The following is a 26396-nucleotide window of genomic DNA, read 5'->3' as shown; positions in this document are numbered from 1 at the left end:
GATGGCGTGCGTGACCCTCCCGTCCGACGACGACCGCTGCCCCTGCGGCTCCGGCGACACCTACGGCGCGTGCTGCGGCCCGCTGCTGGCCGGCGACCGGCTCGCCCCCACCGCGGAGGCGCTGATGCGCTCGCGCTACACCGCGTTCGCCGTCGGCGACCCCGCCTACCTGCGCGCCACATGGCACCCGCGCACGCGGCCGCGGTCGCTGGAGCTCGACGACGACCAGCGGTGGCGGCGCCTCGTCGTGCTCGCCACCCACGCGGGCGGCCCGTTCGACGACGGCGGCGAGGTGGAGTTCGTCGCGCAGTACGTGCAGGCGGCCTCGGGTGACCGTGGCCGACTGCACGAGGTGAGCCGGTTCGTCCGTGAGGACGGGCGCTGGTTCTACGTGGACGGCGACCTGTCGGCCTGACGCGACCCCGTCTCGGGCAGACCGTCGGTCGCCTCGGGGTGCACGTCGGCGACGTGCAGGTCCACGGTGACGAGGCGGGCGTCGAAGTCGGCACCGAGCGCGGAGGACACGGCGTCCGCGACCACGCCTCGCGCCAGCTCCGCGATGTCGGCGATGCGGCCGCCGAACCGCACGCTCAGCACGACCATGACGGCCTCCAGCTCGCCGGCGACGGCGTCCTGCGCCGGAGGGCCCACGACGCACCGGACGTCGACGACGCGGATCTCGCCCTCGGGGTCGTCGAGCGCAGCCCGCACCCGGGCCACCAGCAGCGGCGTCGCGAGGGCGAACCGTCCACCGGCGTGCCGGCCGGCCACATGGGCGGACGGTCGCACCACGCGCAGCACGCGAGCCAGCACCGACTCGCGGGCCCGCACCCACCCCTCGTCGGTCAGCTCGCGCAGGCCCGCGGCGGCGCGGGCGAGCACGTGATCCTGGTCCCCGTCCGGGGTCACCGCCATGGCTCCAGCCTCCTCCCGAGGTTCATGCGTGCGCGGTGCACGGCCCCCCGCACGGCCCCGACCGTGGTGGCCTGGACGCGCGCGACGTCCGCGTAGGGCATTCTCTCCACCTCCGCCAGGATCCAGCAGGCCCGCTGCAGGTCCGGCAGGTCGGCCAGCGCGATCTCCAGCGCCTCCAGCAGGTCGTGCGCCTGCGCGGCGGCGGCGGGGTCGTTCGCACCGTCGGCCGCCCCGCCGACGGCCACCTCCCGGGGCAGCTCCAGCTCCGGGTGCCGCGTCATGTCCCGCATCCGCCGGCGCACGGTGTGCGTGAGGATGCCGAAGAGCCAGGTGCGCACGGTCGACTCACCGCGAAACCTCCCCATCGACGTCAGAGCGCTCGCCAGGGCGTCCTGCATGCAGTCCTCCGCCATGCCGTCGTCGCGCAGCATCCGCCGGGCGTACCGGTACATCGCGGTGCCGTGACGTGCGGCGAGCTCGCCGAACGCCTCCTTGTCCCCGAGCCGTGCCCGGCGGACGAGCTCGGAGTCGTCCACGGCCCGCGCGTCGTCCGCCGGTGAGGGCGCGACCTCCGCCCGAGTGTGATGTACATCACACTCCTCGAGGCGTGACGAACGGTGGGCAGCGGGCACTCATCCAGTGTCGGAAGAAACTGTCGAGGGTGCGCGACGAACGCACCGGCACCTAGCACGGAGGCAGAAATGGCCGAGAGCACGTCACAGACCAGCCAGCAGCCGAGCCCGTCGCAGCCCCGCACGGGCGGTGTCGACGACGCGAACCCGCGCCCGCGCGCCTCCGACAGGGGCGGGCGGAGCCCGCTGAGCACGGAGCACGGCACCACGACCATCGCCGACAGCGTCGTCAGCAAGATCGCCGGCATCGCCGCCCGCGACGTCACCGGCGTGCACGATGTGGGCGGCGGGGCGGCCCGCGCGTTCGGTGCCATCCGGGAGCGGATCCCCGGCGGCTCCACCAACTACGCGCAGGGCGTGAACGTGGAGGTCGGCGCGTCGGAGGCCGCCGTCGACGTCGAGATCGTGGCCGAGTACGGCGTCGCGATCGCGGACGTCGCCGAGGCCGTCCGCCGCAACGTCATCTCCTCGATCGAACGGATGACGGCACTGAGGGTCATCGAGGTCAACGTCGGGGTCAACGACGTGTGGCTGCCCGGGGACGACGACGACGCGTCGGACGCTCAGCCGTCCCGGGTGCAATGAACCTGCAGGCGTCGGACGACGCGACGTCCGGGTCGGCCGCAGGGCTGGTCCGCGACGCAGCTCTGGCGGTCCCGGGCGTGGCCACGCTCAGCAGCGGCTTGTTCGGTGAGATCGCCACCTACCTGCCGGGCGGCCGGGTTCCCGGGGTGCGGTTCAGCGACGACGGCGTGCACGTGCACATCGTCGTCACCGCGGCCGGCGTGCAGGACCTGCCCGGCGTGGCAGGGGCGGTGCACGAGGCCGTCCGGTCCGTCCTGCTCGTCGTCCCGGACGAGGCCCGGTTCGACGCGCCGGCCTCGGGACCCACGACACCCGTGGTCGTGCACGTGGACGACGTCGAGGCCACCGGGCAGCCCGGTGGCGCGGAGGTCCCGGAGGACGGGACGAGGAAGGACGAGTCATGAACAACCTCACCGCGGTCGGCCTGCTGGCGGGCCTCCTGCTCGCCGTCGCCGTGACCACCGGCGGGTTCCTGGGCTTTCTGCTCGCGATCGTGCTCGGCGTCGTCGGACTGACGGTCGGCGCCCACCTCGACGGGCGGGTGGACCTCGGCGCGCTGCTGGGGGGTCGCCGCCGTGGCTGATCCCGACACCGCCGCCGGCACCCGGACCGAGGTCGCCGGCCGGGTCACGGTCGCCGACCGCGTCGTGGTCAAGGTGGCCCAGCAGGCCGCGGCGGGCGCCTCCACGCCGGTCCGCGGAGGCCTGGCGGGCACGGACCTGCCCCACGTGGACGTCGAGCTCGCGGGCACGCGCGCCCGGGTCCGCGCCCGCGTCGCGTCCACCTGGCCGGAGCCGGCCGGGGACGTCGCGGCCCGGGTGCGCGACGCGCTGCGGGACGAGCTGGAGCGGCTGGTGGGCGTGCACGTGGACGACCTCGTGGTGACGGTCGCCGACGTCCGACCGCCCGCTGACGAGGGCAGGAGGGTGCGATGACGACGACGACCGGGACGACCGGGACGGGCGGGGCACGCGGCACGGGTGCGCCGGTGCCCGCCGCGCCGGGACACCGCTCGGGGACGTCGGCGCGCGCCGCGGGCGTCGTGGCGGCGGTCTTGCTGATCGCCTGCGGTGTGGTGGCAGCGCAGGAGGCGCTCGCCGCGCAGTCGCTCGTAGGGCTCACCCCCGCGGACGGGTGGGTGCGCCAGGTCGTCGGCGCGATCGAGGGGTCGACGCTCGGCGCGGCGGCGATCGTCGCCGGGGCCGTCGCTGCCGTGGTCGGGATCATGGTGCTCGTCGCGGCCTGGCGTGACAGCCCCCGGCCCGCACGGCTCCGCGACGCCCCCGCCGTCGAGCTCCACGCGCAGGACGTGGCGCGGTTGTCGTCGGCCGCGGCGCAGGACGTGGACGGCGTGCTCGCCGCCGCGTCGACGGCGTCGCGGCGCGCGGTGGTGGTCCGGGTCACCGCCACCGGCGACCCGAACGTGCCCGGCGAGGTGACGGAAGCCGTGAAAGCGCGCCTCGCGGCGGTGGAACCCACCCCGCAGGTCCGGGTGCGGGCCACGAGCACGGGAGGTGCGGCATGAGAGGGCGACGGCACGTGGTGGGCGCGGACCGAGCGCTGCTGACGCTGCTCGGGCTGGTGCTCCTGGTCGCCGGCGTGGGCCTGGTGGCGCTCGCGTCCGGCTGGGTGCCGGCCGGCGCGGGGATGCCCGGTCCGGGTGAGGAGGTCGCCGTGCCGGCCATGGCAGCCGCCCCCGACGCACCCTGGTGGCCGGCTGCGTGCGCGGTGGCGGCCGTGGTGATGGTGGTGGTGGGCCTGTGGTGGCTCCTCGCGCACCGACCCGGGCCGCGCACCACGTCGATGCCCCTGCCGGGATCGCGCACGCGGGACCGGCTGCGCGTGGTGCCGGACGCGGTGACGCGCGCCGCGACGGCGGAGCTCGACGACGACCCGCGGGTACGTTCCGCGGCGCTCGGGCTCGCGGAGGAGCACGGGCGCCTCGTGCTCGTGGGCCGGGTGCGCGTCGCCCCGCGCACCGACGTCACGGCCGTGGGAACGCTCGTGGACGGCGTGGCCCACCGCACCGCCCAGGTGCTGGGCCGCGACCTGTCCGGACGGGTGCACCTCGCCGTCGCCCGGCGGGGCAGCGCGGAGCGGCACGTGGAGTGATGCGGACCGGCGCGGCAGTGCGTCGACGCGGGCGCGCGGCGGGACCACTTGCGAGCAGGCCGACTCCCGGGGAAGTTCCTCGGGTCACCACCACATCGGTCGGGAGGAGAGAAACATGGGTACCGGAGACAAGGCCAGGCACGCTGCCGAGGACGCCGCCGGCAAGGCCAAGGAGGCCGCCGGTCGCGCCACGGACAACGAGAAGCTCGAGGCGGAGGGGCAGGCCGACCAGAAGAAGGCCTCGCTCAAGAAGGCCGGGGAGAACGTCAAGGACGCTCTCAAGGACTGACGCCCGCCGACGGTGACGGCGGCCGGTACCCCGGAAGCCGGGTACCGGCCGTCGTCGTCCGGAAGGCTCCGTGGTCACGCCTCCTGACGTGCCGGCTCGGGGCGGTCCGGCTCGGGGCGGACCGGCGCGGACGCTGCGCGCAGCTGGTCGCCGTTGAGCAGCAGGTTGAGCAGGATGGCGCTGATCGCACCGGCGCTGATGCCGGAGTCGAAGATCAGCTGGAACCACGTCGGGAACTCGGCATAGATCTCCGGGCGCACGGTCGGGAGCATCGCGACGCCGAGGGACACGGCGACCACGAGGATGTTCTTGCTGGTGAACGTCACCTTGGTGAGCGAGCGGACGCCGGACGCCGCGACCATGCCGAACAGCGCGATCCCTGCGCCGCCGAGCACGGCGCTGGGCACGCCCTCCACCACCGCACCGACCTTGGGTACCAGGCCCAGCACCACGAGGATGCCGCCGGCCATCGTCGCGACGTAGCGCGACGCGACCCCCGTCAGGCTGACGAGGCCCACGTTCTGCGCGAACGCGGTGTACGGGAACGTGTTGAACATCCCGCCGAGGACGGTCGAGAGCCCGTCCGCGCGCAGTCCGTCGCCGAGCCGCCGCTTCGTCACCGGCCGGCCGGTGATCTCGCCGACGGCGATCATGTCGCCGGTCGTCTCGGTCATGATCACGAGCCCCACGACCAGCATCGACACCACGGCGGCGAGCGGGAACGTCGGCAGGCCGAAGTGGAACGGGGTCACGACGGCGAACCAGCCCGCCTCCCCGACGCCCGACCAGTCGACCTTGCCCATCGGCAGCGCGGCGAGCGTGCCCAGCGCGAGCCCGAGCAGCACGGAGAGACGCGCGAGGGCGGGCGGGGCGAAGCGTTCGACGAGCACGATGAACAGCAGCGTGCCCGCCGCGAGCGCCAGGTCGGACGGCGCGGCCGTCGCCCCGTTGTTCGTGATCCACCCCGCGGCGACGTCCATGAGCGAGACGCCGATGATCAGGATGACCGTGCCGGTGACGAGGGGCGGGAAGAACCGCAGCAGCGCCGAGAAGAACGGCGCGACGAGGATCATGAAGAGGCCGCAGGCGATGGTGGCGCCGAAGACGGCGGTGATGTCGTACGTCGTGCCGATGGTGATCATCGGGCCGACGGCGGCGAACGTCACGCCCTGCATGAGCGGGAGCCGCACGCCGAACCGCCAGAACCCGAGGGACTGGATGATCGACGCGATCCCCGCGACGAACAGGTCGGCGCTGATGAGGAACGCCAGGTCCTGCGCGGAGTAGCCGAGGGCGCCGCCCACGATGAGCGGCACCGCCACCGCCCCGGCGTACATCGCGAGCACGTGCTGCAGCCCGAGCGGGAAGAGCCGCGCCAGCCGCGGCACCTGGTCCACCGGGTGCGCGGTCACGGGTGGTGCTGTGCTGCGTGAAGCTTCGGACATCGGTCGTCCCCTTCCGTCACCGGGCGCCTGGGCGGCGCGTCGGGACGACCGTAGGGAGCGACGGTTTCCGTGGGATCAAACAGCGTTTCCGGGAGGTGACATCTTCTCGGATGAACCTTTCACGTCACCCGGGTCGTGAGGACGACGACGTCGTGCGGGGCGAGCGGGAGGGTCGCGGCGGCGGCGTGGCGCGCGCCGGTGAGCGCGTCGGTGAGAGCAGCGGCCCGGACGCCGTCGGGCCCGGCCGCGAGCGCCGCGGCGAGGACGAGCGTCGCAGGGCGGTCCGTGTGGTTGAGAGCCACCAGGGTGCCGCCCCGCCACACGGTCTCGACGCCCGGGACCTGGCCGCCGAGAGCCACGCCCGCGTCGTCGAGCGCGGCGCGGAGCACGGCCTCGAGGCCGCCGCCCGGCCCGCTGAGGTCGGCGCCGACGTACCAGGCGCGGCCCGCGCCGTGCGCGTGGCGCGCGACGGCGACGCTGCCGGCCAGCGGCCCGTCGTCGTAGGTGGCGAGCACCTCGGCGCCGTCGGAGCGGGCTCGTTCTCCCAGGGTCGTCGCGGTGCCGTGGTGCCCGGTCTGCGGACCGGCCCAGGAGACCGCGCTGCCGCCGTCGGGCAGCGGCACCCACTCCTCCGCGGAGACCCCGAGCACGTGCCGCAGGAGCGCGGGCGAGCGGCCCGCGTGCAGGTGGGCGAGCCCGTCCGCGACGCCGCCGAACGGCCCCCACACCAGGTGCCCGCCGCCAGCCACGTAGGCGTCGAGCCGGTCGGCGGCGGGCTGCTCCAGCACGGCCAGCGCCGGGGCGAGCACGAGGTCGTAGGACTGCAGCGGGTCGCCGGGCGCGACGACGTCGGCGACGACGCCGAGCCGCCACAGCTCCCGGTGCCAGGCCTGCAGCGTGGCGAGCGGGTCGAGCCGCGCCGTCGGGAGCGCGACCTGGGTGGCGGCCCACCACGACGGCCAGTCCCACAGCAGCGCGACGCGCCGGTGGACGGGCTCGCCGACGAGGCCGCGCAGCGCACGCAGCTCGGCACCCAGGGCGCGGACACCCGCGTGCACGGCCGTGTCCGCGCCCGCGACGGGCAGCATCGCGGAGTGGAAGCGCTCGGGGCCGGAGCGTGCCTGGCGCCACTGGAAGAACAGCGCGCCGTCGCCGCCGTGCGCGAGCGCCTGGAGCACCTCGGTGCGCAGCCGCGCGGGCGACTTCGTGAGGTTGTGCTCCCGCCAGCTCACGGCGCTCGCCGCCTGCTCCATGCGCAGCCACGGCCCGCCGCCCGCGAGCCCGCGGGCGAGGTGGTTGACGAGGGCCGCGTCGGCGGGCGCGTCGGGGGACGCCGGGTCGGGGTAGGCGTCGTCGGCGATCACGTCGAGGTCCGCGCGCCAGCCGTGCGGGTCGATGCCGCCGAAGAACCCCATGAGGTTGGTCGTCACGGGGCGGTCGGCGTCGTGCCGCCGGATCACGGCCTTCTGCTCGCGGTAGAGGTCGAGCAGCAGGTCGGAGCCGAAGCGCCGGAAGTCGAGCTCCTGCGACGGGTTGCGGTGGTAGGGCGCGACGCGCGGCGGCAGGATCTCGGCCCAGTCGCCGTACTCCTGCGACCAGACGGTCGTGGCCCACGCGGCGTTGAGCGCGTCGAGGGTGCCGTACCGCGAGCGCAGCCAGTCGCGGAAGCGCTCCGCGCAGCGGTCGCACCAGCAGAACTGCCCGTACTCGTTGCCCGCGTGCCACATCCGGACGGCGGGGTGGCCGGCGTAGCGGGCGGCCACCTGCTCGGCGATCGCCCCGGCCGCCTCCCGGTACGCCGACGAGGACGGGCAGAACTGGTTGCGCGAGCCGTAGCTCAGCACCGTGCCGTCCGCCGTCGCGGGCAGCGACTCCGGGTGCCGGTGGCCCAGCCACGGCGGCGGCGAGGCGACCGGGGTGGCGAGGTCGACGGCGATGCCTGCGTCGTGCAGCAGGTCGAGCACGTCGTCCAACCAGGCGAACCGGTACTCGCCCGGCCGCGGCTCGAGGTGCGACCAGCTGAAGACGCCGACCGTGACGAGGTTGATCCCCGCCTCCCGCATGAGCGCGACGTCCTCCCGCCAGACGGCGGGCTCCCACTGCTCGGGGTTGTAGTCCCCGCCGTACAGGATTCCCAGCTCGTCCGTGAGCCGTGCGAGTCCAGCCGCCATGCCGCGATACCCCCGTGGACCGTCGAAGCGCTTCGATGCGCGCGCCAGCCTACCCACCCCGAGTTGTCAGGACCAGAGCCACGTCCACCCGGCCCTGGCCCTGACCGCTCGTGATCAGCCGACGCGGCCCGCCAGCCAGCCCGCCAGGTGGTCGGGGCGGTCGGTGATGATCGCGTCCACGCCGAGCGCGACGGCGGCGGCCCAGTGCGCGGGCTCGTTCAGCGTCCAGACGGCGGTGGAGAGTCCGGCCTCGTGCAGCCGGGCGACGACGTCGGGGTCGTCGCGCAGCACGGTGCCCTGCGGGTTGCACATGACGACGTCGAGGTCGCGGCACCGCTCGACGAGGTCGTCTCGGGCGGTGGTGACGAGCAGGCCGCGGCGCAGCCCCGGGTCGGCGTCGCGCAGCGCGGCCACGGTCTCGGGCCAGAAGCTCTGCGCCACCGTGCGGTCGGCGAGGCCCGCCGCGCGCAGCGGCTCCGTCACCCGCCGCACCTCCCGCGCGGACCACGCGCCCTTGACCTCCAGCAGCAGGTCCAGGCCAGGGCGGGCGCGCAGCAGGTCGGTCACCTCACCGAACGTCGGCACCCGCTGCCCCGCGTACGCGGGCGAGAACCACGACCCGGCGTCGAGCAGCCGGACCTCCCGCAGCTCGAGGTCCGCCAGCTTGCCGCTGCCGTTGGTCGTCGCGTCGACGGTGTCGTCGTGGATGACGACGACCTCGCCGTCGACGGTGAGCCGGACGTCGATCTCGAGCGAGTCCGCCCCCGCTCGCGCCGCGCTCTCGAACGCGGCGCGCGTGTTCTGCGGCGCGACCGCGCTGTTGCCGCGATGGGCGACGACGCGCGGCCGGAGCGACCCGTCGGCCCCGCTCAGCCCTGCCGCGCCCGTCACAGGTACGGCTCCACGTTCTCGGTGTACGCCGTCTCGATGCGCGGCGTGATGGCCTCGAACGCCGCCTCGGGGTCGGCGTCCTCGATGACGATCTGCTCCAGCGCCTCGTTGAGCAGCGCGTCGGCGCCCGGGACGAAGACGCGCACGTCGTCCTGCACGCGGGCCTTGTCGGCGAGCTGGTCGACGGCCGTGCGGAACTGCGGCGTCTGCTCGTAGGTCTTCTTCATCGCGTCGCTCTCGACGGCGGACGTGCGCACCGGCATGTAACCCGTGGCCTGCGAGAACGTGGCCGTGTTCTCCGTGTTCGTGAGGAACTCGAGGAACATCGCGGCCGCGAGCTGCTGCTCCGGCGTCTTCGACGAGGGGATGGCGAGTCCGGTGCCGCCGGTCGGCGTGCCGCCGCCCTTCGGGCCGTCGGGCAGGTAGGCCGTGCCGACCTCGAACGACGCGGCGTCGAGCGCGCCCTTGAGCGATCCGGTGGAGCCGATCGTCGAGGCGATCAGGCCGGACGAGAAGTCCGCCATCGCGTCGTCGGCAGAGAGCGTCGCGACGCCGGAGCCGTGGAACAGGTCGCGCACGAACTCGCCGCCGGCCACCGCCTCCGGGGTGTCGAGCGTGAGGTCGAAGCCGTCCGAGTACGCGCCGTCCTGGCCCCAGATCATGTTCTCGAACCACCACGCGCCCCACGACGGGCCGGTGGACAGGCCGAACGTCGAGCCGTCCTTCGGCACCTCCTTCTTCACCGTCGCGTCCCACTCGACCAGCTCGTCCCAGGTCTCCGGGCCGCGGTCGGGCAGGCCGGCCTTCGTCCACAGGTCCTTGTTGTAGTAGAAGAGCGGCGTGCTGCGGGCGTACGGGACCGCCCAGTGCTGGTCGTCGTACTCGTAGTCCGCGTACAGGGCGGGCTGGAAGTCGTCCGCGTCGGCGTCGAGGAACTCCATGACGTCGTCCACGGGCATGATCTGGTCGTTCAGGTGGTACCGGAACCACCACACGTCGGACGCGATGACGAGGTCGGGCAGCTCGTCGGTCTGCGACGCGGCCTGGAAGCGCTGGGCGACCTCGTCGTAGTCGGCGCCGGCGGTGACGAGGTCGACCTCGATGCCGGACTCCGCGGTGAACTCGTCGATGAGCTGCTGCTCGAGCTCCTGCGACTGGCCCGGGTGGTTGCTCCACCAGGTGATCTCCTTGGCCGGCTCGACCTGCGACCAGTCGACGGCCTCGGCGGACGCGTCGCCGGAGGCCGTGGCCCCGACGCTCGGGCCGGCGCAGGCGGTGAGGGTGAGGGCCGAGACCGCGGCGAGCGCCGCGACGGCGGTGCGGGTGCGGCGGGCAGGACGGTGGGACACACGTGCTCCTTGGTTCGGGGTGATGTTCGGGAGGCGGGCCGGGCGGGACGGGGTCACCCCGTCACCGCGCCCGCGGTGAGACCGGCGACGAGGCGTCGCTGGAGGATCAGGAAGACGAGCAGGATGGGCAGCGTCACGACGACGGTCGCGGCCAGCAGCACGCCCCAGTTCGACATGCCGTCGGTGTTCTGCAGCAGCGTGAGGCCGACGGGGAGGGTCATCTTGTCGGCGTGGTCGACGACGAGGAACGGCCACAGGTAGTCGTTCCACTCGGTCACGACGGACACCAGCGCGACGGCGGCGAGCGTCGGCGTGCTCATCGGCACGACGAACTTCCACAGCTTGCGCCAGTGCCCGGCGCCGTCCAGCTCGGCCGCCTCGAGGACGGACGCGGGCAGCGTGAGGAAGTGCTGCCGGAACAGGAAGGTGCCGAACGCGCTGGCCAGGCCCGGCACGAGGATCCCCTGATAGGTGTTGAGCCAGCCGAGGCTCGCGACCAGCGTGTAGTTGGGGATGATCGTGATCTGCGGCGGGATCATCAGGGTCGCGATGACGAGCCCGAACACGAGCTTCTTGAACGGGAAGTCGAGGAAGACCAGCGCGTACGCGCAGGCCAGCCCGAGCGCGACCTTGAGGCCGGCGCCGACGACGGTCAGGCCGACGCTGTTGGCCAGCAGCCGCCCGAGCGGGATCGCGCCTGCGGCCTGCGCGTAGTTGTCGAGGCTCGGCGAGCCGGGCAGCCACTGCAGCGGCACCTGGTACAGCTCCTCGGGCGTCTTGAGGCTGGCGAGGAGCAGCCACACCAGCGGCAGGCCGAGCACGACCGTCGCGAAGACCATCGTGAGGTAGCCGCCGACCTGCGGCGGCCGTCGTCGGGCCGGGCGCCCGGGGATCCGTCGGTCGATCGTGACCGCGCTCATGCGTAGTGCACCTTCCGCTGGACGTACCGCATCTGCACCGCGGTGACGGCGAGGAGCACGAGGAACAGGACGGTGGCGACGGCGGACGCGTACCCCGCGCGGCCGCCCACGAAGCTCTCCTCGTAGATCGAGTACATGAGCGTCGTCGTGGATCCCAGGGGCCCGCCCTGGGTCATCGCCTTGATGATGTCGAAGGACTGCAGCGAGGCGAGCATCATCGTGACCAGCAGGAAGAACGTGGTCGGGGTGAGCAGCGGCAGCACGATCGAGCGCAGCGTGCGGGCCGACGACGCGCCGTCGAGCGCGGCGGCGTCGCGCAGGTCCTGCGGCACGGCCTGCAGCCCGGCCAGGTAGATGAGGGCGACGTACCCGAGGTTCTTCCACAGGTAGACGACGATCACCATGACCAGCGGCCACGGGCGCGCGGTGTACCAGGCTGGCGACTCGAGGCCGACCCAGCCGAGCAGCTCCTGCACCAGGCCGTAGCGCGGGTCGAACATGAACAGCCAGAGGATGCCGACGGCGAAGCCGCTCAGCACGTAGGGCGCGAACGCGACCGTGCGGGCGATGCCGCGGCCCCGCAGCCGCCGGTTCAGCAGCAGCGCGAGGCCCAGGCCGAGCACCATCGCGCCGCCGACGGTCGCTGCGGTGAAGACGAGCGTCGTCGTCACGACGCGGCCCGTCGTCGGCGCGGAGAACCACTCGACGTAGTTGCCGAGCCCGACGAAGCGGGCCGACGGGGAGCCGAGGTTCCACTGCAGCGTCGACAGGTACAGGCTCTGCAGCAGCGGCCGGTAGACGAAGACGACGATGAGCAGCACGTTCGGCCCCGCGAGCAGCAACGCCCACAGCAGGGCGTTCCGGCGTCGGCGGGCGCCGAGGCGGCTGCGCGTGCGGGTGGCGGGTGGCGGGCCCGCGGGCGGGGTGCCCGCCCGGGCCGACGGGGCGTCCGGGAGACCGGACGGCCGTGGGGTCACGACGGTGGTCACAGCCGCGACTCTAGGAACCGCACCGCCCGATATGTCCGGGTGGGCGGGGTGCCCGGCGAAGCGTTCGGGCAACGTTCATCGGGGCGGTCCCCGCAGGTCACGGGCACCCCGCGCCGGTCACGCGGACGTCGACCGGGCGACAGGCGGGCGTCAGGCTGGCGTCAGCCGGGCGTCGTCTCCGGGACACCCGCGCGGGGATAGGCCCGGGTCTTCTCCGAGGTGCCCATCCCCCACCGCACGGCGCGGGTGGCGAGGGACCCCGCCGGCCCGCCGAGGGTGCGGCGGAACCAGGTGTCGACGTCGAGGGCGTCCCGCGCCCAGGCGGGGAGGGTCGAGACGGCGCCCGCCGCGAGCAGCGCGTAGGGGGGCCGGGCCGCGCGCGGCAGCGGCGGCTCGCGCAGCAGGAACCGCACCGTGTCGAGGGCGGCCTCCGACGCCTCCAGCTCGGGCCGGTAGGTCTCGATCGTCTCGCGCAGGTCGGCCACGGTCTCGGGCACGACGACGGCGCCCAGCGCCCGCGCGACGCGCGCCACCTGCGCCACGTACTCGTCGGCCTCGCCGCCGGTGAGCGGCCGCTCGCCGAAGCGTTGGTGCGCGGTGAGGAACGAGTCAGCCTCCGCCGCGTGCACCCAGGTGAGCAGGTGCGGGTCGCCCGCACGGTACGGCCGTCCGTCCGGCGCCTTGCCGCGCACCCGGTCGTGCACCGCCCGGACCCGGTCGACCATCGCCTGCGCGTCGTCGGCGGTCGCGAACGTCGTCGTCGCGAGGAAGGTCGCCGTGCGCTCCAGCCGGCCCCACGGGTCGCCGCGGTAGCCCGAGTGCCCCGCCACGCCCGCCATCGCCAGGGGGTGCAGCGACTGGAGCAGCAGCGCCCGCAGCCCGCCCACGAACATCGACGCGTCGGCGTGCACCCGCCCCACCGGGCTGTCCGGCGCGAACCAGCGCGGGCCGGGCGTCAGGTGGATCCGGTCGCGGACCGCGACGCCGTCCGGACCCGACACCTTCTCGAACAGCACGTCACCCAGCCGCAGCCGCAGCCGCTCCACGGGGTTCGTCGCCGTCGTCATCCCGTCAGTATCCGCTCACACGTCCATCGGCGTGAGCACCGCGATGCGCCACCCGTCGTCCGTGCGCACGAGCTGGTAGACGAAACGTTCGGTGCCCTCGCCGGGCCCGTCGTGGTGCCAGGTCACGTCGGCCCACACGCTGTGGGCCGTGGCCGCCACGACCCGCACCTCCGACGTCATGCCCGTGACGCCCTCGTACTGGCTCCACGACGACCCGAAGAACTGCTCCGTCTGCGCGCGGCTCGTCACCGGCAGCGACTGCCCGGGGAACAGGATCAGCGCCGGCACCGCGTACAGGTCGGCGACCGCCGACTCGTCGCGGTCCAGCAGCGCCTGCCGGTAGCGGTCGAAGAACTCTGCGGCCACGGCGTCCGGTGCGTCCGTGCGGTCGGTGGTCATGGCGTCGCCTCCTCGCGGGTCGCTTCCGTCGACAGGTCGACCGTACGCGCGACCCCGGACACGAGCCTCTGCCCGCCGACCGTCGGGGAGTGACGGGCGGCGGGCAGAGACGGTCATCAGGTCGCGGGCGTCACTTCACCGCGACCTCGACACCGCCGGAGAACATCGAGTCGTGCAGCTCGAGGGTCGCCGGGGTGGCGTTCCGGGGGATGTCGAAGACCACGACGCCGTCGACCTTGTTCCCAGGGTTGATCTCGTTGAGGAACGAGTTGGACTCGCCGAGGTAGATGCCCGCCTCCGAGTCCGCCGAGTGCGTGCGGCCCTTCGTGTCGACGAGGCTCTGGCTGCTCCCGTCGAAGTACTGCGCCTCGTCGCCGATGTTCGCCACCGTCATGTGGACGAGCACGAACTGCCCCTGCGCCTCCTCGCCCAGGAACTCGTCGCCGACCTCCTGCACGCCGTCCTCGAGCTTCGTCACCGTGAACTCGAACTTGCCGTCGCGGACCTTGTCACCGACGGCGGGCAGCGTGGCGGCCTTCTCGTCCTTGGCGGGCTCTTCGTCCTTCTCGGTCTGCGCGTCCTCGGCCGGCTCGTCCTCGGACTCGTCCGTCGCCGCCTCCGCCTGCTGCGCCGTGGCGGTGTCGACATCGGCGACGGCAGGGTCGTCGTCGCCGCCCCCGCCGCTCGCGCTGGCGATGATGACGACGAGGACCACGGCCGTGCCGACCCCGGTGAGCACCTTGTGACGGGCGAACCAGTTCTTGCGCTTCTCCGGCGCCGGCGGCATCTGCGGCTGCGGCGACCAGCCCTGCGGCGCACCGTAGGGCGCCTGCTGGCCGGGCTGCGGCGGCCCGTACGGCTGCTGAGGGTACGGCTGCTGCGTGTACTGCTGCGGCTGCTGGCCGGGCTGCTGCGGTACGGGCTGCTGGGACGGGTCGGGGTGCGGCGTGGACATGAGGACTCCTGAGGGGTGCGGTGCCACGAGGGCCGGGGCGTCGATCGGAACGGGACGATCGTCCGGCGCGGGGGCACCCCGGCGGATCCCCTTCGTGGCTCGACCGGTCGAGCCGAAAGGGGGACAGGTTTCCCCCGCCGTCGAGCCGATCGGGGGACGGCGGACGGCCGGCGGCCGCCGTACGCTGCCCGCATGAATCCGCCGCCGAGCCCCGCCGACCCGTACGGCCGCCCGCCGTCGGGCACGCCCGGTGGTCAGGGGCCCGGCACGCCTCCCCCGCCGGTGCCGCCGTACGCCCAGCCGTACGCCCAGGCCCCTCACGGAGCCTCCCCCTACGGGGCGCCGCCGCCATACGGACCGCCGCCGCCCTCCGGCCCGGCCGTGCAGCCCGGCGTCCTGCAGCCCTACCCCCCGTACCGTCCCGTCCACGCCCGGCCCGCGTCGCGCCTCTCGCCCGGCCGACGGTTCTGGAGCGTCGCGGGCACGATCGGCGCGATGGTCGTGGCGTGGTCCTGCGCGATCGTCGGGATCGCGTTCGCGACCCCGGTGGACGACCTGGGCGGAGGGGACGTCGCCCTGTCGCTGCTGTGGTTCGTCGTGGCGGTCGGCGTCGGGGCCGCGATGTGGTGGCGGGCGTCGCACCCGGTGCTGGTCTGCCTCGCGACCGCGGCGGTCGGCGTCGTCGGCCCGCTCGGCGCCGTCGCGCCGCTCGTCGCGCTCCCGTGGGTGATCGCGCGGACGGACCTGCGGCGCAGCCTGCTGTGCGGCGGTGCGACGGCCCTCGCCCTGGCCGTGACCTTCTGGCGCGACGCCACGACCGCACCGCAGGTGATCTTCTCGGTGGCGCTCGAGAACGGCTCCACCTCATACATGTCGCCCGTGGGGTACATCGTGCTGGGCGTGCTCGGGCTCGCCGTCTCGGTCGGTGCCGGGCTGCTGCGACGCCTCGTCACCGCGAACGCCGACGCCGACGCCGCGCGCCAGGTGGCCCGGCGCGCCGACGTCGCGGCCCAGGAGGCGTTGCAGCAGGCGACCGCCGAGGCGCGGCGCGCCGACGACCTCCGGGCCGAGTCCGAGGCGTTGCGCACCGAGCTCACCCGGCAGGAGGAGCGCGACCTCATCGCCCGCGAGATGCACGACACCGTGGCGCACCAGCTCTCCCTCGTCTCCCTCGAGGCGGCGTCGCTCGAGGTGTCGTCCGACGACCCAGGGGTCGGGGACGCCGCGCGGTCCATGCGCTCGTCGGCGCACCGGGCGCTCGAGGAGATGCGCACCCTCATCAAGTCCCTGCGCGACGGCGCCGAGGAGTACTCCGGCGCCGCGCCCTCCCTCGGCGATCTGGCCGAGCTGCTGGACGGCGCCAGGGAGCGCGGCGTCGACGTCACCGCCACCGTGTTCGTCAGCGACGCCGACGCCGCGCCCCCCGCCCTGACCCGCGCCGTCTACCGGGTGGTGCAGGAGTCGCTGACGAACGCCGCGAAGCACGCGCCCGGAGCGCGCGTGGACGTCAGCGTGCGCGCCCGCCCCGGCGCCGGGACGGACGTCGTCGTGCGTAACGGTGCCGGTGCCGCGGGCAGCGGCGTGCCCGGAGGGGGTGTCGGCATCCCCGGGATGCGGGAACGGTGCGAGGCCCTCGGGGGCTCGTTCGACGCCGCTCCGACCGAGGACGGTGGATTCCGCGTGCGGGCGCACCTGCCGTGGGTGGTCGCCGTAGAGGACTGAGGTCGCCGACTCCCCCGGCGCCCCGGCGGTGCCCCCATGACTAAGGTCGGCGTGTGGTCAGGGTGATGATCGTCGACGACGATGCGATGGTGCGCGGGTTCCTGCGGACGATCCTCACGAAGAGCGGTCTCGACGTCGTCGCGGAGGCCGCCGACGGCGACGAGGTGGTCTCCGCCGTGCAGGCCCACCACCCGGACGTCGTCCTCATGGACCTCCGGATGGAGCGCGTGGACGGCATCCGCGCCACCGCCGCCGCCGTCGCGCTCCCCTCCGCGCCCGGCGTCATCGCCATGACGTCGTTCGACACCGAGTCGGCCATCCTCGACGCCGTCCACGCCGGCGCCGCCGGCTTCCTCGCGAAGGACTCCGGCCCGGACGAGCTCGTCGCCGCCGTCCGCTCCGTCGCCGCGGGCGAGGGCGCGCTGTCCCCGCGGGCCGCGCGGGTCGTCATGGAGCAGGTCGGCTCCAGGCCGGCCGCCCGCGGCCGGCGCGAGGCGCGCGAGCTGCTCGCGCAGCTCACCGAGCGGGAGCTGGAGATCGCGGGCGCCGTCGCCGAGGGACTGTCGAACGCCCAGATCGCGGAGCGGCTGTTCCTCGGCGAGGCGACGGTCAAGACCCACCTGGCCCGCGCCACCACCCGGCTCGGCGTGAACCGCGTGCAGCTCGCCCTGCTGGTGGACCGGGCGGGGTGAAACGGCTGCCGACCCCCAGGACGACCGAGCGGCAATGAGTTTCGCCCCGTCCGCCGGTCACCACCGACACGCGAGACGTCCAGCCGGGCCGTCGCCGCGGCGACGGACAGGAGACCGACCATGGCAACCACGAACCTGGACACCGTGCCGTCGGTCGACGGCGCCGGGCGGACGCCGTGCTGACGCGGGTCGCGGACGGTGTGTGGGCGCACCGGAGCGAGCTGCTCCAGAACAACGCGGTGGTCGTGCGAGGCCGGAGCGGCGTGCTCCTCGTCGACCCCGGGCTGACACGCGACGAGATGGAGTGCCTCGCGCACGACCTCCGCGACCTGGGCCTGCCGGTGGTGGCGGGATTCGCGACACATCCCGACTGGGACCACGTGCTCTGGCACCCCGCGCTCGGCGGCGCGCCCCGCTACGGCACGGCCCGCTGCGCGGCCGAGCTGCGACGCGTGCTGTCGGACCCGGGCTGGGAGACGCGCGTCGCCGAGGGGCTGCCGCCCGAGATCGCGGGCGACGTGCCGCTCGACGGGTTCGGCCTCGTCACCGGGCTGCCGGACGGGACGACGCGGATCCCTTGGGACGGTCCGGAGGTCCGGGTCGTCGCGCACCCGGCGCACTCCCCGGGCCACGCGGCCCTGCTGGTCGAGGAGCACCGGGTTCTCGCGGCCGGCGACATGCTCTCGGACGTCTTCGTCCCGATGCTCGACGTCTTCGACGACGCGAACGACCCGATCGGCGACTACCTCCGCGGGCTGGAGCTCCTGGAACGGGTGGCCGGCGGCGTCGACGCCGTGGTCCCGGGGCACGGGACCGTCGGCGGGGCCGACCAGCTGCGCGCGCGGATCGCGCAGGACCGCGCGTACCTGCACGCGCTGCGGGACGGCAGCGCTCCCGACGACCCGCGGATCGGCCCGAGGGCCAAGCCCGGCTGGGAGTGGGTGGGCGACATCCACGAGGGGCAGGCCCAGAGCGTCGCCCGCTGGCGCGAGGCGCGCGGGACGACCGGCTAGCGCGCCGCGGCGAGGGTGCCGGCGTCGGTCACCGCGGCGTCGAGGTGACGCACGATCCGGTGGACGGCGTCCCGGCCCGCGCGGTTGGCGCCGATGGTGGACGCGGACGGCCCGTAGCCGATGAGGTGCACGCGCGGCTCGCCGTCCACCTGCGTGCCGTCCATGCGGATGCCGCCGCCGGCGGTGCGCAGGTGCAGGGGTCGCAGGTGGTCGAGGGCGGCGCGGAAGCCGGTGTTCCAGAAGATGACGTCGACGGGGACCAGCGCGCCGTCGGGCGTGACGACGCCGTCGGGCTCGATGCGGGTGAACATGGGCCGACGCTCGAGCACACCACGCGCCTCGGCGGCGAGCAGCGACGGCGTCTTGATGAGGCCGGTGACGGACACGACGCTCAGCGGCGGCAGCCCCTCGCGCACCCGGTCGGCGACCATCGCCACGGCGCGCGACCCGTCCTCGGGCTCGAACGAGTCACGCCACACTGGCTCCCGTCGCGTGAACCAGAAGGTCTGCGCCACGTGCGAGACCTCCTCCAGCAGCTGCACCGCGGAGATCCCGCCGCCGACGACGGCGACGCGCTGCCCCGCGAAGTCCTCGGCCCGCACGTAGTCGGCGGTGTGCAGCTGGCGGCCGCGGAAGGTCTCCTGCCCCGGGTAGGCGGGCCAGAACGGCTTCGTCCACGTGCCCGTCGCGTTGACGATCGCCCGCGCGACGACGACGCCGGACCGGCCGCCGCCCTCCCACCGGACGAGCAGGCCGTCGTCGTCCGCCTCCTCGACGCGGCGCACGCGCACCGGTCGGACGACGGCGAGGCCCAGCTCGTGCTCGTAGTCGCCGAAGTACGCGGGCAGCACGTCGACGCTCGCCGCCTCCGGCTCCACGTCGGGCTGCTCGATGCCGGGCAGGTCGTGGATGCCGTTCACCGTGCTCATCCGCAGCGAGCGCCAGCGGTGCCGCCACGCTCCCCCGGGCCCGTCCTCGGCGTCCAGCACCACGTACGTGCGCTCGCCGGACGACGCGCCCGCCGCGGGCACGAACCCGCGCCGCCGCAGGTGGTACGCCGCCGACAGGCCCGCCTGTCCCGCGCCGATCACGACGACGTCTGCCGCCTGCGGCACAGCCTCGGTCGTCGTCATGCCTGTGGCAACACTGCCCGTGACGGCGTGCTTCCGGGCGTCCGTGTGGTGTCGCGCACCCGCCGGGCCCGTGTCCCTGGAGGGGACTACCGTCGCGACCCATGACCTACGCCAACGTCGGCACGCTGGGTGCCGCCCCCGGGAAGCGCGACGCGCTGGTCGCGCACCTCACGCAGCGCAGCCCGGAGCTCGCAGAGGCGGGCTGCCTGCTCTACGAGGTCGGCGTCAGCGACGACCGGCCGGACACGGTGTTCGTCACCGAGCTGTGGACGTCGACAGAGGCGCACCAGGCGTCGCTCCAGCTCCCCGCCGTCCAGGCCTCCATCGCGGCAGCCCGGCCGCTGCTGTCGGGCGAGTTCGGCGGCTTCCGCTTCACGGTCGTCGGCTCTCCGTTGCGGGACTGACGCGGTGACACGGGGAGAGGGGAAGCCGGCCCGCCGCGCCGCCGTCGTGATCGGCGGGGGCATCGGCGGCCTGGCGTCGGGCGTGGCGCTGGCGCGCCACGGCTGGGACGTCACGGTCGTCGAGCGTGCGACGTCGCTGGACCCGGTGGGCGCGGGGATCGTCGTCGCGCCGAACGCGGTGCGGTCGTTGGACGCGCTGGGCGTCGGCGACGCGACGCGCGACCTGGCGGCGCTGCAGGGCGAGTTCGGCCTGCGCCGCCCGGACGGGGGGTGGCTGGTCCGCGGTCGCGCGGAGGGCGCCGAGTCGGTCTTCGGCGACCGCACGCTGATGCTGCACCGCGCGCAGCTGGTGGGGCTGCTCGTGGACGCGCTGCCGACCGGGGCGCTACGCCTCGGCACGACGGCGACCGTCACGGACCCGGGCACGGCCTCGCGCCCCGCACGCGTCACGACGACCGACGCCGCGGGCACGACCACGGAGACCGACGCCGACCTCGTCGTCGCGGCAGACGGCATCGGCTCCCCCACGCGCACCCGCTGGTGGCCGAGCGCCCCCGCCCCGGTGTCCGGCGGGTCGACGGCGTGGCGGTTCGTCACCCCGCGGGTCCCCGGCGTCGTGGGCTCCGAGATCTGGGGCCGCGGGATCGTGGCCGGGGTCATGCCGCTGGCCGACGGACGCGTCTACATGTACGTCTCGGTGGCCGACGCCGTCGGGGTCCCGCGCGGCCTCGACGAGCTGCGCGCCCGCCTCGCGGACTGGCACGACCCGGTCCCCGCGCTGCTCGCCTCCGTCGACGACGACACGGCGTTGCGGCACGAGCTCCGGCACCTGCCCGCTCCCCCGGCATCGCTCGTGGCGGGCCGGCTCGCGCTCGTCGGCGACGCCGCGCACGCGATGCTGCCGAACCTCGGGCAGGGCGGGTGCCAGGCGCTCGAGGACGGGGTGGTGCTCGGCGCGCGGGTCCGCCCGGACGACGACGTCGCGGCCGCGCTGCTGCGCTGGTCCGCCGAGCGGCGGCCGCGCGTGGCCCGGGTCATGAGGCTGTCGGCGCGGATCTCCGGGCCGACCCTGTGGACGTCGCCCGCCGCCACGGCCCTCCGCGACGCCGGGATGCGCGCCGTCGGCCGCTGGACGGAGGCGCTGGGCGCACGCGCCCTGCGGCCCGTGATGTCCTGGCAGCCGCCCGAGGGCTGACTGTCGAGGTCAGGACGTCACGCCTGGGCGAAGAGCTCAGGCCTCTCGTCCTGGATGTGGGTGATGTCCTGCAGCACGACGCGCAGGTGCTCGCGCAGCTGGGCGACGGCCGCGGGGACGTCCCCGGCTGCGAGCGCGTCGACGACCGCGGCGTGCTGCGCGACGAGGTCGGCCATCTTGCCCCCCTCGGGCAGGGAGAGGCGCCGCGCGCGATCCATCTGCGCCTTGGCCGACGCGACGATGCGCCAGGCGGACTCGTGCCCGCACGCGCGCAGCAACAGCTGATGGAACTCCTCGTCAAGGTCGAAGAAGCGGGAGGCGTCGCCGTCGTGGTCGGCCTCGCGCTGGCGCACGATCAGCGCCCGCAGCTCCGCCACGTCGCCCGCGCCGACGTTCTCACCGCCGAGCTCCAGGGACGAGCACTCGATGGCCTCGCGCACGAACTGGGCGGCGACGACGTCCTCGTAGCGGATGGGGCCGACGAAGCTGCCGCGCTGCGGGAACACCTCCACGAGCCCCTCCTCCGCGAGCAGGATGAGGCTCTCCCGCACGGGGGTGCGGCTGACCCCGAGCCGCGTGCCGATCTCCGCCTCGGACAACGGCGCACCCGGAGCCAGCTCGAGGGCGATGATCTGCCGGCGGAGCCAGGTGTGGACGAGCCTGCGGGTGTTCTCCCCGCGGACCCGAGCGGTCAGGAGCGGCGACGGCGACGACATGGGCTGATTCTGCCTCACGACCGCGATCTCGTGTTCTAGCGCACTAGTATGCTAGCGTCGCGCCGATCCACTGCGAGGAGGCAGCAGCATGAGCGGCACCCCGGCCCGCACCGTCGACCCGAAGACGCTGCGCAAGACCGTCGGCGCTTCCGTGATCGGGACGATCGCGGAGTACTACGACTTCTTCATCTACGGCACGGCCTCCGCGCTCGTGTTCAACAAGATCTTCTTCCCCGAGACGGACCCGCTCGTCGGCACCCTCGCGGCGTTCTCGACGTATGCGGTCGGGTTCTTCGCCCGGCCCCTGGGCGGCCTGGTGTGGGGGCACATCGGCGACCGCCTCGGCCGGAAGAAGGCACTGGTCTTCACCCTGCTGCTCACAGGACTCGGCACGTTCGCCGTCGGCCTCATGCCGACGTACGAGCAGATCGGCCTCTGGGCGGCCGCCATCCTCGTGGTCGTCCGGCTCATCCAGGGCTTCGGCGTCGGCGGCGAGCAGGGCGGCGCCGTCCTGCTCACGGCGGAGGCCTCGCCGCGGGACCGCCGCGGCTTCTACGCGAGCTTCGTCCAGCTCGGCTCGCCGGTCGCGTATCTCATCCCGACGGCGCTCTTCGCGAGCCTGCAGCAGTGGATGGACCCGGACGCCTTCCTCGCCTGGGGCTGGCGCGTGCCCTTCCTCCTGTCGATCGTCGTCGTCGCCGTCGGCCTGTTCATCCGCTCCCGGGTCGACGAGTCCGAGACGTTCAAGGCCGCCCGGGAACGCAAGGCCGCGTCCCACGCCCCGCTGCGCCAGCTCTTCGCGCACCGTCGCCGCGAAGTGCTCGGCGGCTTCTTCGCCAAGTTCGTCGAGGCCGCGATGTTCCCCTTCTACACGATCTTCCTGGTCGCGTACGCGGACAACAACGGCTACGACTCGGGCCTCGTGCTCGAGGCGGTCATCATCGCGATCCTCGTGGAGATCGTCATGATCCCGGTGTGGGGCCGCCTGACCGACCGGATCGGGCGTCGCCCCCTCTTCCTCGGGTTCGCGGTGCTGAACCTGGTCCTCGTCGTCCCGGCGTTCCTCGCCGTGCAGTCGGAGAACCTGGCCTTCATCGTCGCGCTGCTGGTCGCCGGCCTGGGCCTCGGGCACTCCGGGACGTACGCCCCGCAGGCGTCGTTCTTCCCCGAGCTGTTCGACTCGTCGGTCCGCTACTCGGGCGTCTCGGTGGTGTGGCAGTTCGGCTCCATGGTCGCCTCCGGGCCGTTCACGGTGGTCGCGACGGCGCTCCTCGTCGCCGCCGACGGCGGGTTCTGGCTCGTGGCGGTCTACACGGCGGTGCTGGTCGTCTGCTCGATCGTCGCGCTGCTGCTCCTCCCCGAGACGGCGCCCGCCCGCCGCGGGGGCCAGGAGTACGCCGACTGGCCGCTCTTCGACGAGTCCCTCGCGGAGCCCGTGGCCAGCCAGCAGCAGTAGTCCGCGCAGGGTTCCCCGGTCGCTGTCGTCCTACGCTGGCACAGTCCCCACGCCAGCTGACCGAGGAGCTGAGTCCCGCGTCTTCCGACCCCCGCCCCACGAAGGACGTTCCCAGCGCTGCTGCGCCCGAGGGACAGCTCCACCGGAGCCTCTCCCTGCGGCACCTCGTCGTCTACGGCCTGCTGTTCATCGGCCCGACGGCGCCCATGGGCACCTTCGGCGTGCTGGACGCGCGCAGCAACGGCGCGGTCGCCCTCGTGTTCGTCGTCGCGACCGTGGCGATGGCGTTCACCGCGTGGTCGTACGCCCGCATGTCCGTCGCCGTCCCGAAGGCGGGGTCGGTCTCCGCCTACGCGACGGCGGGGCTGGGGCGGCGGCCGGGCTTCATGGCCGGGTGGATGATCGGCCTGGACTACCTGTTCATCCCGAGCCTGGCCGCGCTGTTCTGCGGGATCGCCAGCCACGCCCTCTTCCCCGCGGTGCCGGTCTGGGCGTTCACCGGCGCTGCCGTGCTGCTCATCACGGGCCTGAACCTCGGCGGGGTCCGGCTCGCGGCCACGGTGGGGTTCGTCGCCCTGGTCGTGGAGATCGTGGTGCTCGCCGCCTTCTGCGTCGGCGCCGTCGTCGTCCTGGTGCAGGAGGGGCCGGCCAGGCCGTGGTTGTCCCCGCTGACCGGGCTCGACGGGTTCACGCTCGCCGGGACGCTGGGCGCGGTGTCGGTGGCGGCGCTCGCCTTCCTGGGGTTCGACGCGATCGCCACGTTCGCCGAGGAGAGCACCGGCTCCCCGCGGCAGATCGGCCGGGCCCTGATCTTCTGCCTCGTCCTCGCCGGGGCCCTCTTCGTGGTCCAGACCTACCTGGGCGCGCTCCTGACGACGGCGACGCCCCAGGAGCTGGCCGCGGACCCCGAGCAGCAGGGCACGATCTTCTACACGACGATCAGCGAGGAGATGGGGGCGTGGCTCGGCACGACCGTCACGACGGCGCGTGCCATCGGTCCCGTGCTCTCCGCGCTCGTCGCGCAGGCCGCGGTGAGCCGCCTCATGTACGGGATGGCGCGCGACGGACAGCTGCCGGCACGGCTCGGGTCCGTGAGCCGTCGGACCGGCGTGCCCCGCGTGGCGACCCTCGTCTCGGCGGTCGCGACGCTCCTCATCGCCGTGGCGGCGGCGGTCCGGCCCGACGGCCTCGACCTGCTGTCGTCGATGGTCACGGTCGGCGCCCTGACCGCGTTCGTCTTCCTGCACGTCGCCGTGGTCGGCTACTACGTGGTCGGCGGGCGCACCGACCGTCGCGTCCTGCACACGGTCGTCCCCGTCGTCGGCCTGGCGATCGTCGTCACCGTGCTCGCCCTGGCCAGCCATCTCGCCCTGGAGGTCGCGGCCGGGTGGCTCGTCCTGGGCCTGGTCATCATGCTCGTCCGGGGCCGGCGGCGTGACGCGTCCGCCGTCGGCGAACCCGGAAATTGAGTCGGGGTGGCTCAAGTTGAACCGGTCAGCAGCCACTCACCCGAGGAGGACAGCATGACCACCACCCTGACCCGCACCCCGTTCGCCGACGCCTGGCTCCGCGACCTGTGGACGCCGCGCCTCGCCGACCCGGCCCGCAACGAAGGCCCCGTGCCCGCCGCCGACGTGTACCGCGACGGCGAGGACCTCGTCGCCCGCCTCGACCTGCCGGGCGTGAACCCGGCCGAGGACGTCACCGTCGAGGTCGAGGGCCGCAAGCTCGTCGTGCGCGGCGAGCGCAAGGACCAGCGCCCGGAGGAGTCCGAGGGCCGTCGCATCTCGGAGGTCCGCTTCGGCGCCTTCCGCCGCGTCGTCACCCTGCCGAAGGCCGTGGACGGCGACGCCGTGACCGCGTCCTACGACGCGGGCGTCCTGACGGTCACCGTCGCCGGAGTCTTCGCCGGCACGACGCCGCAGCGCATCGAGGTCACCAGCGCCTGATCCCAGGCACGCCACGACGGCGCCCGGTCGCACCCGCGACCGGGCGCCGTCGTCATGTCCGGCCGGGCCGCCGTCACACCTCGCCGCGGCGTCTCGTCGTCACCGTGAGCAACCGATGACGAGACGGACCGAGGAGACGAGATGTCCGACGCAACGCAGGTCGTGGTGGTGGGCGGCGGGTACGCCGGGGTGATGGCGGCGAACCGGCTGACGGCGCGGGACGACGTGGCCGTGACGCTGGTGAACGCCCGCCCCGTGTTCGTGGAGCGGATCCGGCTGCACCAGCGGACCGCCGGGTCGCACGACGCGGTCGCGGACTACGGGGAGCTGCTGGCCGACGCCGTGCGGCTCCGGGTCGCGACCGCGGAGCGGATCGACGCCGACGGGCGGCGGCTCGTGCTCGCCGACGGCGACACCCTCGCCTACGACTACCTGGTGTACGCGGTGGGCAGCACGAGCGCCGCTCCCCAGGTGCCGGGGGCGGCGGAGCACGCGTACCCGCTGGCGAGCCTGGAGGAGGCGGACAGGCTGGCCCCGGCACTGGCCGCGGCCGGGCCCGGCGCGCGGGTGACGGTGGTGGGCGCGGGCCCGTCGGGCATCGAGGTGGCGTCCGAGCTGGCCGAGCAGGGCCGGGCGGTGACGCTGGTCTGCGGCGACCTGCTCGGGCCGTACCTGCACCCGAACGGCCGGCGGGCCGTCGCCGCCGCGCTCGCGCGGCTCGGTGTGGAGGTGGTCGCCGGACCCGGCGCCACCGTGACGGCGGTGACGGCGGACGCGGTGCAGCTCGCCGACGGCCGGGACCTGCCGAGCGACGTCACCATCTGGGCCGTGGGCTTCGCCGTCCCGGACCTGGCCGCCCGCAGCGGCCTGACCACCGACGCGGAGGGGCGCCTGCGCACCGACGAGACGCTCACCAGCCTGGACGACGACCGCATCGTCGCCGCGGGCGACGCGGGCACGCCGTCCGGCCTGCCGTACCGGATGAGCTGCCAGGCGGCCGGTCAGCTCGGCGGTGCCGCCGCGGACACCGTGCTCGCCCGGCTCGCGGGGACGGAACCCGCGCCGGCCGCTGTCGCCTTCCTGGGCCAGTGCCTCAGCCTCGGCCGCGGGGTGGGCCTGTTCCAGTTCGCGAACCGCGGCGACGTCCCGGTGCGGGCGTTCCTCGGCGGGCGGGTGGGCGCGCGCGCCGGGGCCTGGCTCAAGGAGCTCGTGTGCCGCAGCACCGTGCTCCAGCTGACGTGGGAGGCGCGGCGGCCCGGCGTCCTCCGATACCCCTCGTTCGTCGGCGACCCGCGCCGCGCCGCGGCGCTGCGAGACCGGCGGCAGGAGACGGTGGCGCCCGACGTCGTGCCGACGGCCTCGGTGTAGCCCCGTCCCGAGCACGACGACGGCCGAGC

At 74.3% G+C, this 26396-nt stretch carries 30 protein-coding genes; 17 read left to right on the top strand and 13 right to left on the bottom strand.

From position 1 onward, the window contains the following. Position 1: 1 nt before the first annotated feature. Entirely contained in the window at positions 2–415 is a 414-nt protein-coding gene (locus ACFQ8T_RS19850; protein ID WP_430548197.1) for a YchJ family protein, read from the top strand. Here the strand turns inward: ACFQ8T_RS19850 and ACFQ8T_RS19845 are convergent. After that, positions 388–915: a hypothetical protein gene (locus ACFQ8T_RS19845; RefSeq protein WP_430548196.1), complete on the bottom strand. Its 528-nt coding sequence runs from the start codon at positions 913–915 to the stop codon at positions 388–390. The two genes, ACFQ8T_RS19850 and ACFQ8T_RS19845, sit on opposite strands and share 28 nt — an antisense overlap. Then, positions 906–1451 (bottom strand): RNA polymerase sigma factor, encoded by a 546-nt coding sequence (locus tag ACFQ8T_RS19840; protein ID WP_430548195.1) that lies wholly within the window; start codon positions 1449–1451, stop codon positions 906–908. The genes ACFQ8T_RS19845 and ACFQ8T_RS19840 overlap by 10 nt, the downstream gene beginning before the upstream one ends. Before the next feature lie 165 nt (positions 1452–1616). On the opposite strand from ACFQ8T_RS19840, the gene ACFQ8T_RS19835 reads away from it, so the two are divergent. The 7 genes from ACFQ8T_RS19835 (at position 1617) to ACFQ8T_RS19805 (ending at position 4533) form a co-directional block, all read left to right on the top strand. After that, positions 1617–2132, top strand: a complete 516-nt coding sequence (locus ACFQ8T_RS19835; protein ID WP_430548194.1) for an Asp23/Gls24 family envelope stress response protein — start codon at positions 1617–1619, stop codon at positions 2130–2132. Then, a complete protein-coding gene (locus tag ACFQ8T_RS19830; RefSeq protein WP_430548193.1) occupies positions 2129–2536 on the top strand; it encodes a hypothetical protein in 408 nt (135 codons plus the stop codon). Before ACFQ8T_RS19835 ends, ACFQ8T_RS19830 begins: the two co-directional genes overlap by 4 nt. Continuing rightward, entirely contained in the window at positions 2533–2715 is a 183-nt protein-coding gene (locus ACFQ8T_RS19825) for a DUF2273 domain-containing protein (RefSeq protein ID WP_430548192.1), read from the top strand. Before ACFQ8T_RS19830 ends, ACFQ8T_RS19825 begins: the two co-directional genes overlap by 4 nt. Further along, positions 2708–3067 (top strand): hypothetical protein, encoded by a 360-nt coding sequence (locus tag ACFQ8T_RS19820; RefSeq protein ID WP_430548191.1) that lies wholly within the window; start codon positions 2708–2710, stop codon positions 3065–3067. The genes ACFQ8T_RS19825 and ACFQ8T_RS19820 overlap by 8 nt, the downstream gene beginning before the upstream one ends. Then, complete coding sequence (locus tag ACFQ8T_RS19815) at positions 3064–3657, top strand: hypothetical protein (protein ID WP_430548190.1); 594 nt, start codon at positions 3064–3066, stop codon at positions 3655–3657. Before ACFQ8T_RS19820 ends, ACFQ8T_RS19815 begins: the two co-directional genes overlap by 4 nt. Continuing rightward, on the top strand, positions 3654–4244 hold the full coding sequence (locus ACFQ8T_RS19810) for a hypothetical protein (protein WP_430548189.1): 591 nt from the start codon (positions 3654–3656) through the stop codon (positions 4242–4244). Before ACFQ8T_RS19815 ends, ACFQ8T_RS19810 begins: the two co-directional genes overlap by 4 nt. Before the next feature lie 115 nt (positions 4245–4359). Then, entirely contained in the window at positions 4360–4533 is a 174-nt protein-coding gene (locus ACFQ8T_RS19805) for a CsbD family protein (protein WP_430548188.1), read from the top strand. A gap of 74 nt (positions 4534–4607) precedes the next feature. Here the strand turns inward: ACFQ8T_RS19805 and ACFQ8T_RS19800 are convergent, their stop codons facing one another. From ACFQ8T_RS19800 to ACFQ8T_RS19760, 9 genes are all read right to left on the bottom strand, one after another. Continuing rightward, positions 4608–5945 (bottom strand): nucleobase:cation symporter-2 family protein, encoded by a 1338-nt coding sequence (locus ACFQ8T_RS19800; RefSeq protein WP_430548187.1) that lies wholly within the window; start codon positions 5943–5945, stop codon positions 4608–4610. A gap of 152 nt (positions 5946–6097) precedes the next feature. Then, positions 6098–8149 carry a beta-galactosidase gene (locus ACFQ8T_RS19795; protein WP_430548186.1) on the bottom strand — a complete coding sequence of 684 codons (2052 nt, stop codon included), beginning with the start codon at positions 8147–8149 and terminating at the stop codon, positions 6098–6100. A gap of 114 nt (positions 8150–8263) precedes the next feature. Beyond that, complete coding sequence (locus ACFQ8T_RS19790; RefSeq protein ID WP_430548185.1) at positions 8264–9040, bottom strand: glycerophosphodiester phosphodiesterase; 777 nt, start codon at positions 9038–9040, stop codon at positions 8264–8266. After that, a complete protein-coding gene (locus ACFQ8T_RS19785) occupies positions 9037–10389 on the bottom strand; it encodes an ABC transporter substrate-binding protein (RefSeq protein ID WP_430548184.1) in 1353 nt (450 codons plus the stop codon). Before ACFQ8T_RS19785 ends, ACFQ8T_RS19790 begins: the two co-directional genes overlap by 4 nt. A 53-nt stretch (positions 10390–10442) precedes the next feature. Next, entirely contained in the window at positions 10443–11309 is an 867-nt protein-coding gene (locus ACFQ8T_RS19780) for a carbohydrate ABC transporter permease (protein ID WP_430548183.1), read from the bottom strand. Beyond that, positions 11306–12298 carry a carbohydrate ABC transporter permease gene (locus ACFQ8T_RS19775; protein ID WP_430548182.1) on the bottom strand — a complete coding sequence of 331 codons (993 nt, stop codon included), beginning with the start codon at positions 12296–12298 and terminating at the stop codon, positions 11306–11308. Before ACFQ8T_RS19775 ends, ACFQ8T_RS19780 begins: the two co-directional genes overlap by 4 nt. Before the next feature lie 161 nt (positions 12299–12459). Next, positions 12460–13365: an oxygenase MpaB family protein gene (locus tag ACFQ8T_RS19770; protein WP_430548181.1), complete on the bottom strand. Its 906-nt coding sequence runs from the start codon at positions 13363–13365 to the stop codon at positions 12460–12462. A 15-nt stretch (positions 13366–13380) separates the two neighbouring features. Beyond that, on the bottom strand, positions 13381–13764 hold the full coding sequence (locus ACFQ8T_RS19765; protein ID WP_430548180.1) for a nuclear transport factor 2 family protein: 384 nt from the start codon (positions 13762–13764) through the stop codon (positions 13381–13383). A gap of 130 nt (positions 13765–13894) precedes the next feature. Next, positions 13895–14719 carry a DUF4352 domain-containing protein gene (locus ACFQ8T_RS19760; RefSeq protein WP_430548179.1) on the bottom strand — a complete coding sequence of 275 codons (825 nt, stop codon included), beginning with the start codon at positions 14717–14719 and terminating at the stop codon, positions 13895–13897. A gap of 192 nt (positions 14720–14911) precedes the next feature. Here ACFQ8T_RS19760 and ACFQ8T_RS19755 point away from each other — a divergent pair, with 192 nt between their 5' ends. From ACFQ8T_RS19755 to ACFQ8T_RS19745, 3 genes are all read left to right on the top strand, one after another. After that, a complete protein-coding gene (locus tag ACFQ8T_RS19755; protein ID WP_430548178.1) occupies positions 14912–16441 on the top strand; it encodes a histidine kinase in 1530 nt (509 codons plus the stop codon). A 53-nt stretch (positions 16442–16494) separates the two neighbouring features. After that, on the top strand, positions 16495–17133 hold the full coding sequence (locus ACFQ8T_RS19750; protein ID WP_430548177.1) for a response regulator: 639 nt from the start codon (positions 16495–16497) through the stop codon (positions 17131–17133). A gap of 176 nt (positions 17134–17309) precedes the next feature. Next, positions 17310–18146 (top strand): MBL fold metallo-hydrolase, encoded by an 837-nt coding sequence (locus ACFQ8T_RS19745; protein ID WP_430548176.1) that lies wholly within the window; start codon positions 17310–17312, stop codon positions 18144–18146. Here the strand turns inward: ACFQ8T_RS19745 and ACFQ8T_RS19740 are convergent. Beyond that, positions 18143–19279 (bottom strand): FAD-dependent oxidoreductase, encoded by a 1137-nt coding sequence (locus ACFQ8T_RS19740; RefSeq protein WP_430548175.1) that lies wholly within the window; start codon positions 19277–19279, stop codon positions 18143–18145. The two genes, ACFQ8T_RS19745 and ACFQ8T_RS19740, sit on opposite strands and share 4 nt — an antisense overlap. A gap of 101 nt (positions 19280–19380) precedes the next feature. On the opposite strand from ACFQ8T_RS19740, the gene ACFQ8T_RS19735 reads away from it, so the two are divergent. Both ACFQ8T_RS19735 and ACFQ8T_RS19730 read left to right on the top strand, forming a co-directional pair. Beyond that, positions 19381–19683 (top strand): putative quinol monooxygenase, encoded by a 303-nt coding sequence (locus ACFQ8T_RS19735; protein WP_430548174.1) that lies wholly within the window; start codon positions 19381–19383, stop codon positions 19681–19683. Between the two features lie 4 nt (positions 19684–19687). Beyond that, positions 19688–20878 carry an FAD-dependent oxidoreductase gene (locus ACFQ8T_RS19730; RefSeq protein ID WP_430548173.1) on the top strand — a complete coding sequence of 397 codons (1191 nt, stop codon included), beginning with the start codon at positions 19688–19690 and terminating at the stop codon, positions 20876–20878. A 17-nt stretch (positions 20879–20895) separates the two neighbouring features. Here ACFQ8T_RS19730 and ACFQ8T_RS19725 read toward each other — a convergent pair whose 3' ends face one another. Next, positions 20896–21594, bottom strand: coding sequence for a GntR family transcriptional regulator (locus ACFQ8T_RS19725; RefSeq protein WP_430548172.1), 699 nt, complete (start codon positions 21592–21594; stop codon positions 20896–20898). An 88-nt stretch (positions 21595–21682) separates the two neighbouring features. Between ACFQ8T_RS19725 and ACFQ8T_RS19720 the strand changes: the two genes are divergently transcribed. The 4 genes from ACFQ8T_RS19720 (at position 21683) to ACFQ8T_RS19705 (ending at position 26367) form a co-directional block, all read left to right on the top strand. Next, on the top strand, positions 21683–23050 hold the full coding sequence (locus ACFQ8T_RS19720; protein ID WP_430548171.1) for an MFS transporter: 1368 nt from the start codon (positions 21683–21685) through the stop codon (positions 23048–23050). Between the two features lie 56 nt (positions 23051–23106). Then, positions 23107–24519, top strand: a complete 1413-nt coding sequence (locus ACFQ8T_RS19715; RefSeq protein ID WP_430548219.1) for an APC family permease — start codon at positions 23107–23109, stop codon at positions 24517–24519. Positions 24520–24573: 54 nt separating this feature from the next. Next, positions 24574–24999 carry an Hsp20/alpha crystallin family protein gene (locus ACFQ8T_RS19710; RefSeq protein WP_430548170.1) on the top strand — a complete coding sequence of 142 codons (426 nt, stop codon included), beginning with the start codon at positions 24574–24576 and terminating at the stop codon, positions 24997–24999. Positions 25000–25140: 141 nt separating this feature from the next. Further along, positions 25141–26367: an NAD(P)/FAD-dependent oxidoreductase gene (locus ACFQ8T_RS19705; protein ID WP_430548169.1), complete on the top strand. Its 1227-nt coding sequence runs from the start codon at positions 25141–25143 to the stop codon at positions 26365–26367. Positions 26368–26396: the final 29 nt, after the last annotated feature.

The sequence above is a fragment of the Isoptericola sp. NPDC056618 genome, assembly GCF_042792715.1.
Lineage (GTDB): Bacteria > Actinomycetota > Actinomycetes > Actinomycetales > Cellulomonadaceae > Isoptericola > Isoptericola nanjingensis.
Note: the sequence above shows the minus strand (reverse complement) of the source record. Positions and strands in the feature narration are given on the sequence as shown.

Bases quoted from the DNA above. Each gene is read 5' to 3' on its own strand.
- ACFQ8T_RS19740 (WP_430548175.1), bottom strand. From the start codon at position 19,279: ATGACGACGACCGAGGCTGTGCCGCAGGCGGCAGACGTCGTCGTGATC.
- ACFQ8T_RS19835 (WP_430548194.1), top strand. From the start codon at position 1,617: ATGGCCGAGAGCACGTCACAGACCAGCCAGCAGCCGAGCCCGTCGCAG.
- ACFQ8T_RS19810 (WP_430548189.1), top strand. From the start codon at position 3,654: ATGAGAGGGCGACGGCACGTGGTGGGCGCGGACCGAGCGCTGCTGACG.
- ACFQ8T_RS19735 (WP_430548174.1), top strand. From the start codon at position 19,381: ATGACCTACGCCAACGTCGGCACGCTGGGTGCCGCCCCCGGGAAGCGC.
- ACFQ8T_RS19795 (WP_430548186.1), bottom strand. From the start codon at position 8,149: ATGGCGGCTGGACTCGCACGGCTCACGGACGAGCTGGGAATCCTGTAC.
- ACFQ8T_RS19845 (WP_430548196.1), bottom strand. From the start codon at position 915: ATGGCGGTGACCCCGGACGGGGACCAGGATCACGTGCTCGCCCGCGCC.
- ACFQ8T_RS19815 (WP_430548190.1), top strand. From the start codon at position 3,064: ATGACGACGACGACCGGGACGACCGGGACGGGCGGGGCACGCGGCACG.
- ACFQ8T_RS19770 (WP_430548181.1), bottom strand. From the start codon at position 13,365: ATGACGACGGCGACGAACCCCGTGGAGCGGCTGCGGCTGCGGCTGGGT.
- ACFQ8T_RS19760 (WP_430548179.1), bottom strand. From the start codon at position 14,719: ATGTCCACGCCGCACCCCGACCCGTCCCAGCAGCCCGTACCGCAGCAG.
- ACFQ8T_RS19720 (WP_430548171.1), top strand. From the start codon at position 21,683: ATGAGCGGCACCCCGGCCCGCACCGTCGACCCGAAGACGCTGCGCAAG.
- ACFQ8T_RS19705 (WP_430548169.1), top strand. From the start codon at position 25,141: ATGTCCGACGCAACGCAGGTCGTGGTGGTGGGCGGCGGGTACGCCGGG.
- ACFQ8T_RS19725 (WP_430548172.1), bottom strand. From the start codon at position 21,594: ATGTCGTCGCCGTCGCCGCTCCTGACCGCTCGGGTCCGCGGGGAGAAC.
- ACFQ8T_RS19755 (WP_430548178.1), top strand. From the start codon at position 14,912: ATGAATCCGCCGCCGAGCCCCGCCGACCCGTACGGCCGCCCGCCGTCG.
- ACFQ8T_RS19805 (WP_430548188.1), top strand. From the start codon at position 4,360: ATGGGTACCGGAGACAAGGCCAGGCACGCTGCCGAGGACGCCGCCGGC.
- ACFQ8T_RS19765 (WP_430548180.1), bottom strand. From the start codon at position 13,764: ATGACCACCGACCGCACGGACGCACCGGACGCCGTGGCCGCAGAGTTC.
- ACFQ8T_RS19780 (WP_430548183.1), bottom strand. From the start codon at position 11,309: ATGAGCGCGGTCACGATCGACCGACGGATCCCCGGGCGCCCGGCCCGA.
- ACFQ8T_RS19850 (WP_430548197.1), top strand. From the start codon at position 2: ATGGCGTGCGTGACCCTCCCGTCCGACGACGACCGCTGCCCCTGCGGC.
- ACFQ8T_RS19830 (WP_430548193.1), top strand. From the start codon at position 2,129: ATGAACCTGCAGGCGTCGGACGACGCGACGTCCGGGTCGGCCGCAGGG.
- ACFQ8T_RS19710 (WP_430548170.1), top strand. From the start codon at position 24,574: ATGACCACCACCCTGACCCGCACCCCGTTCGCCGACGCCTGGCTCCGC.
- ACFQ8T_RS19825 (WP_430548192.1), top strand. From the start codon at position 2,533: ATGAACAACCTCACCGCGGTCGGCCTGCTGGCGGGCCTCCTGCTCGCC.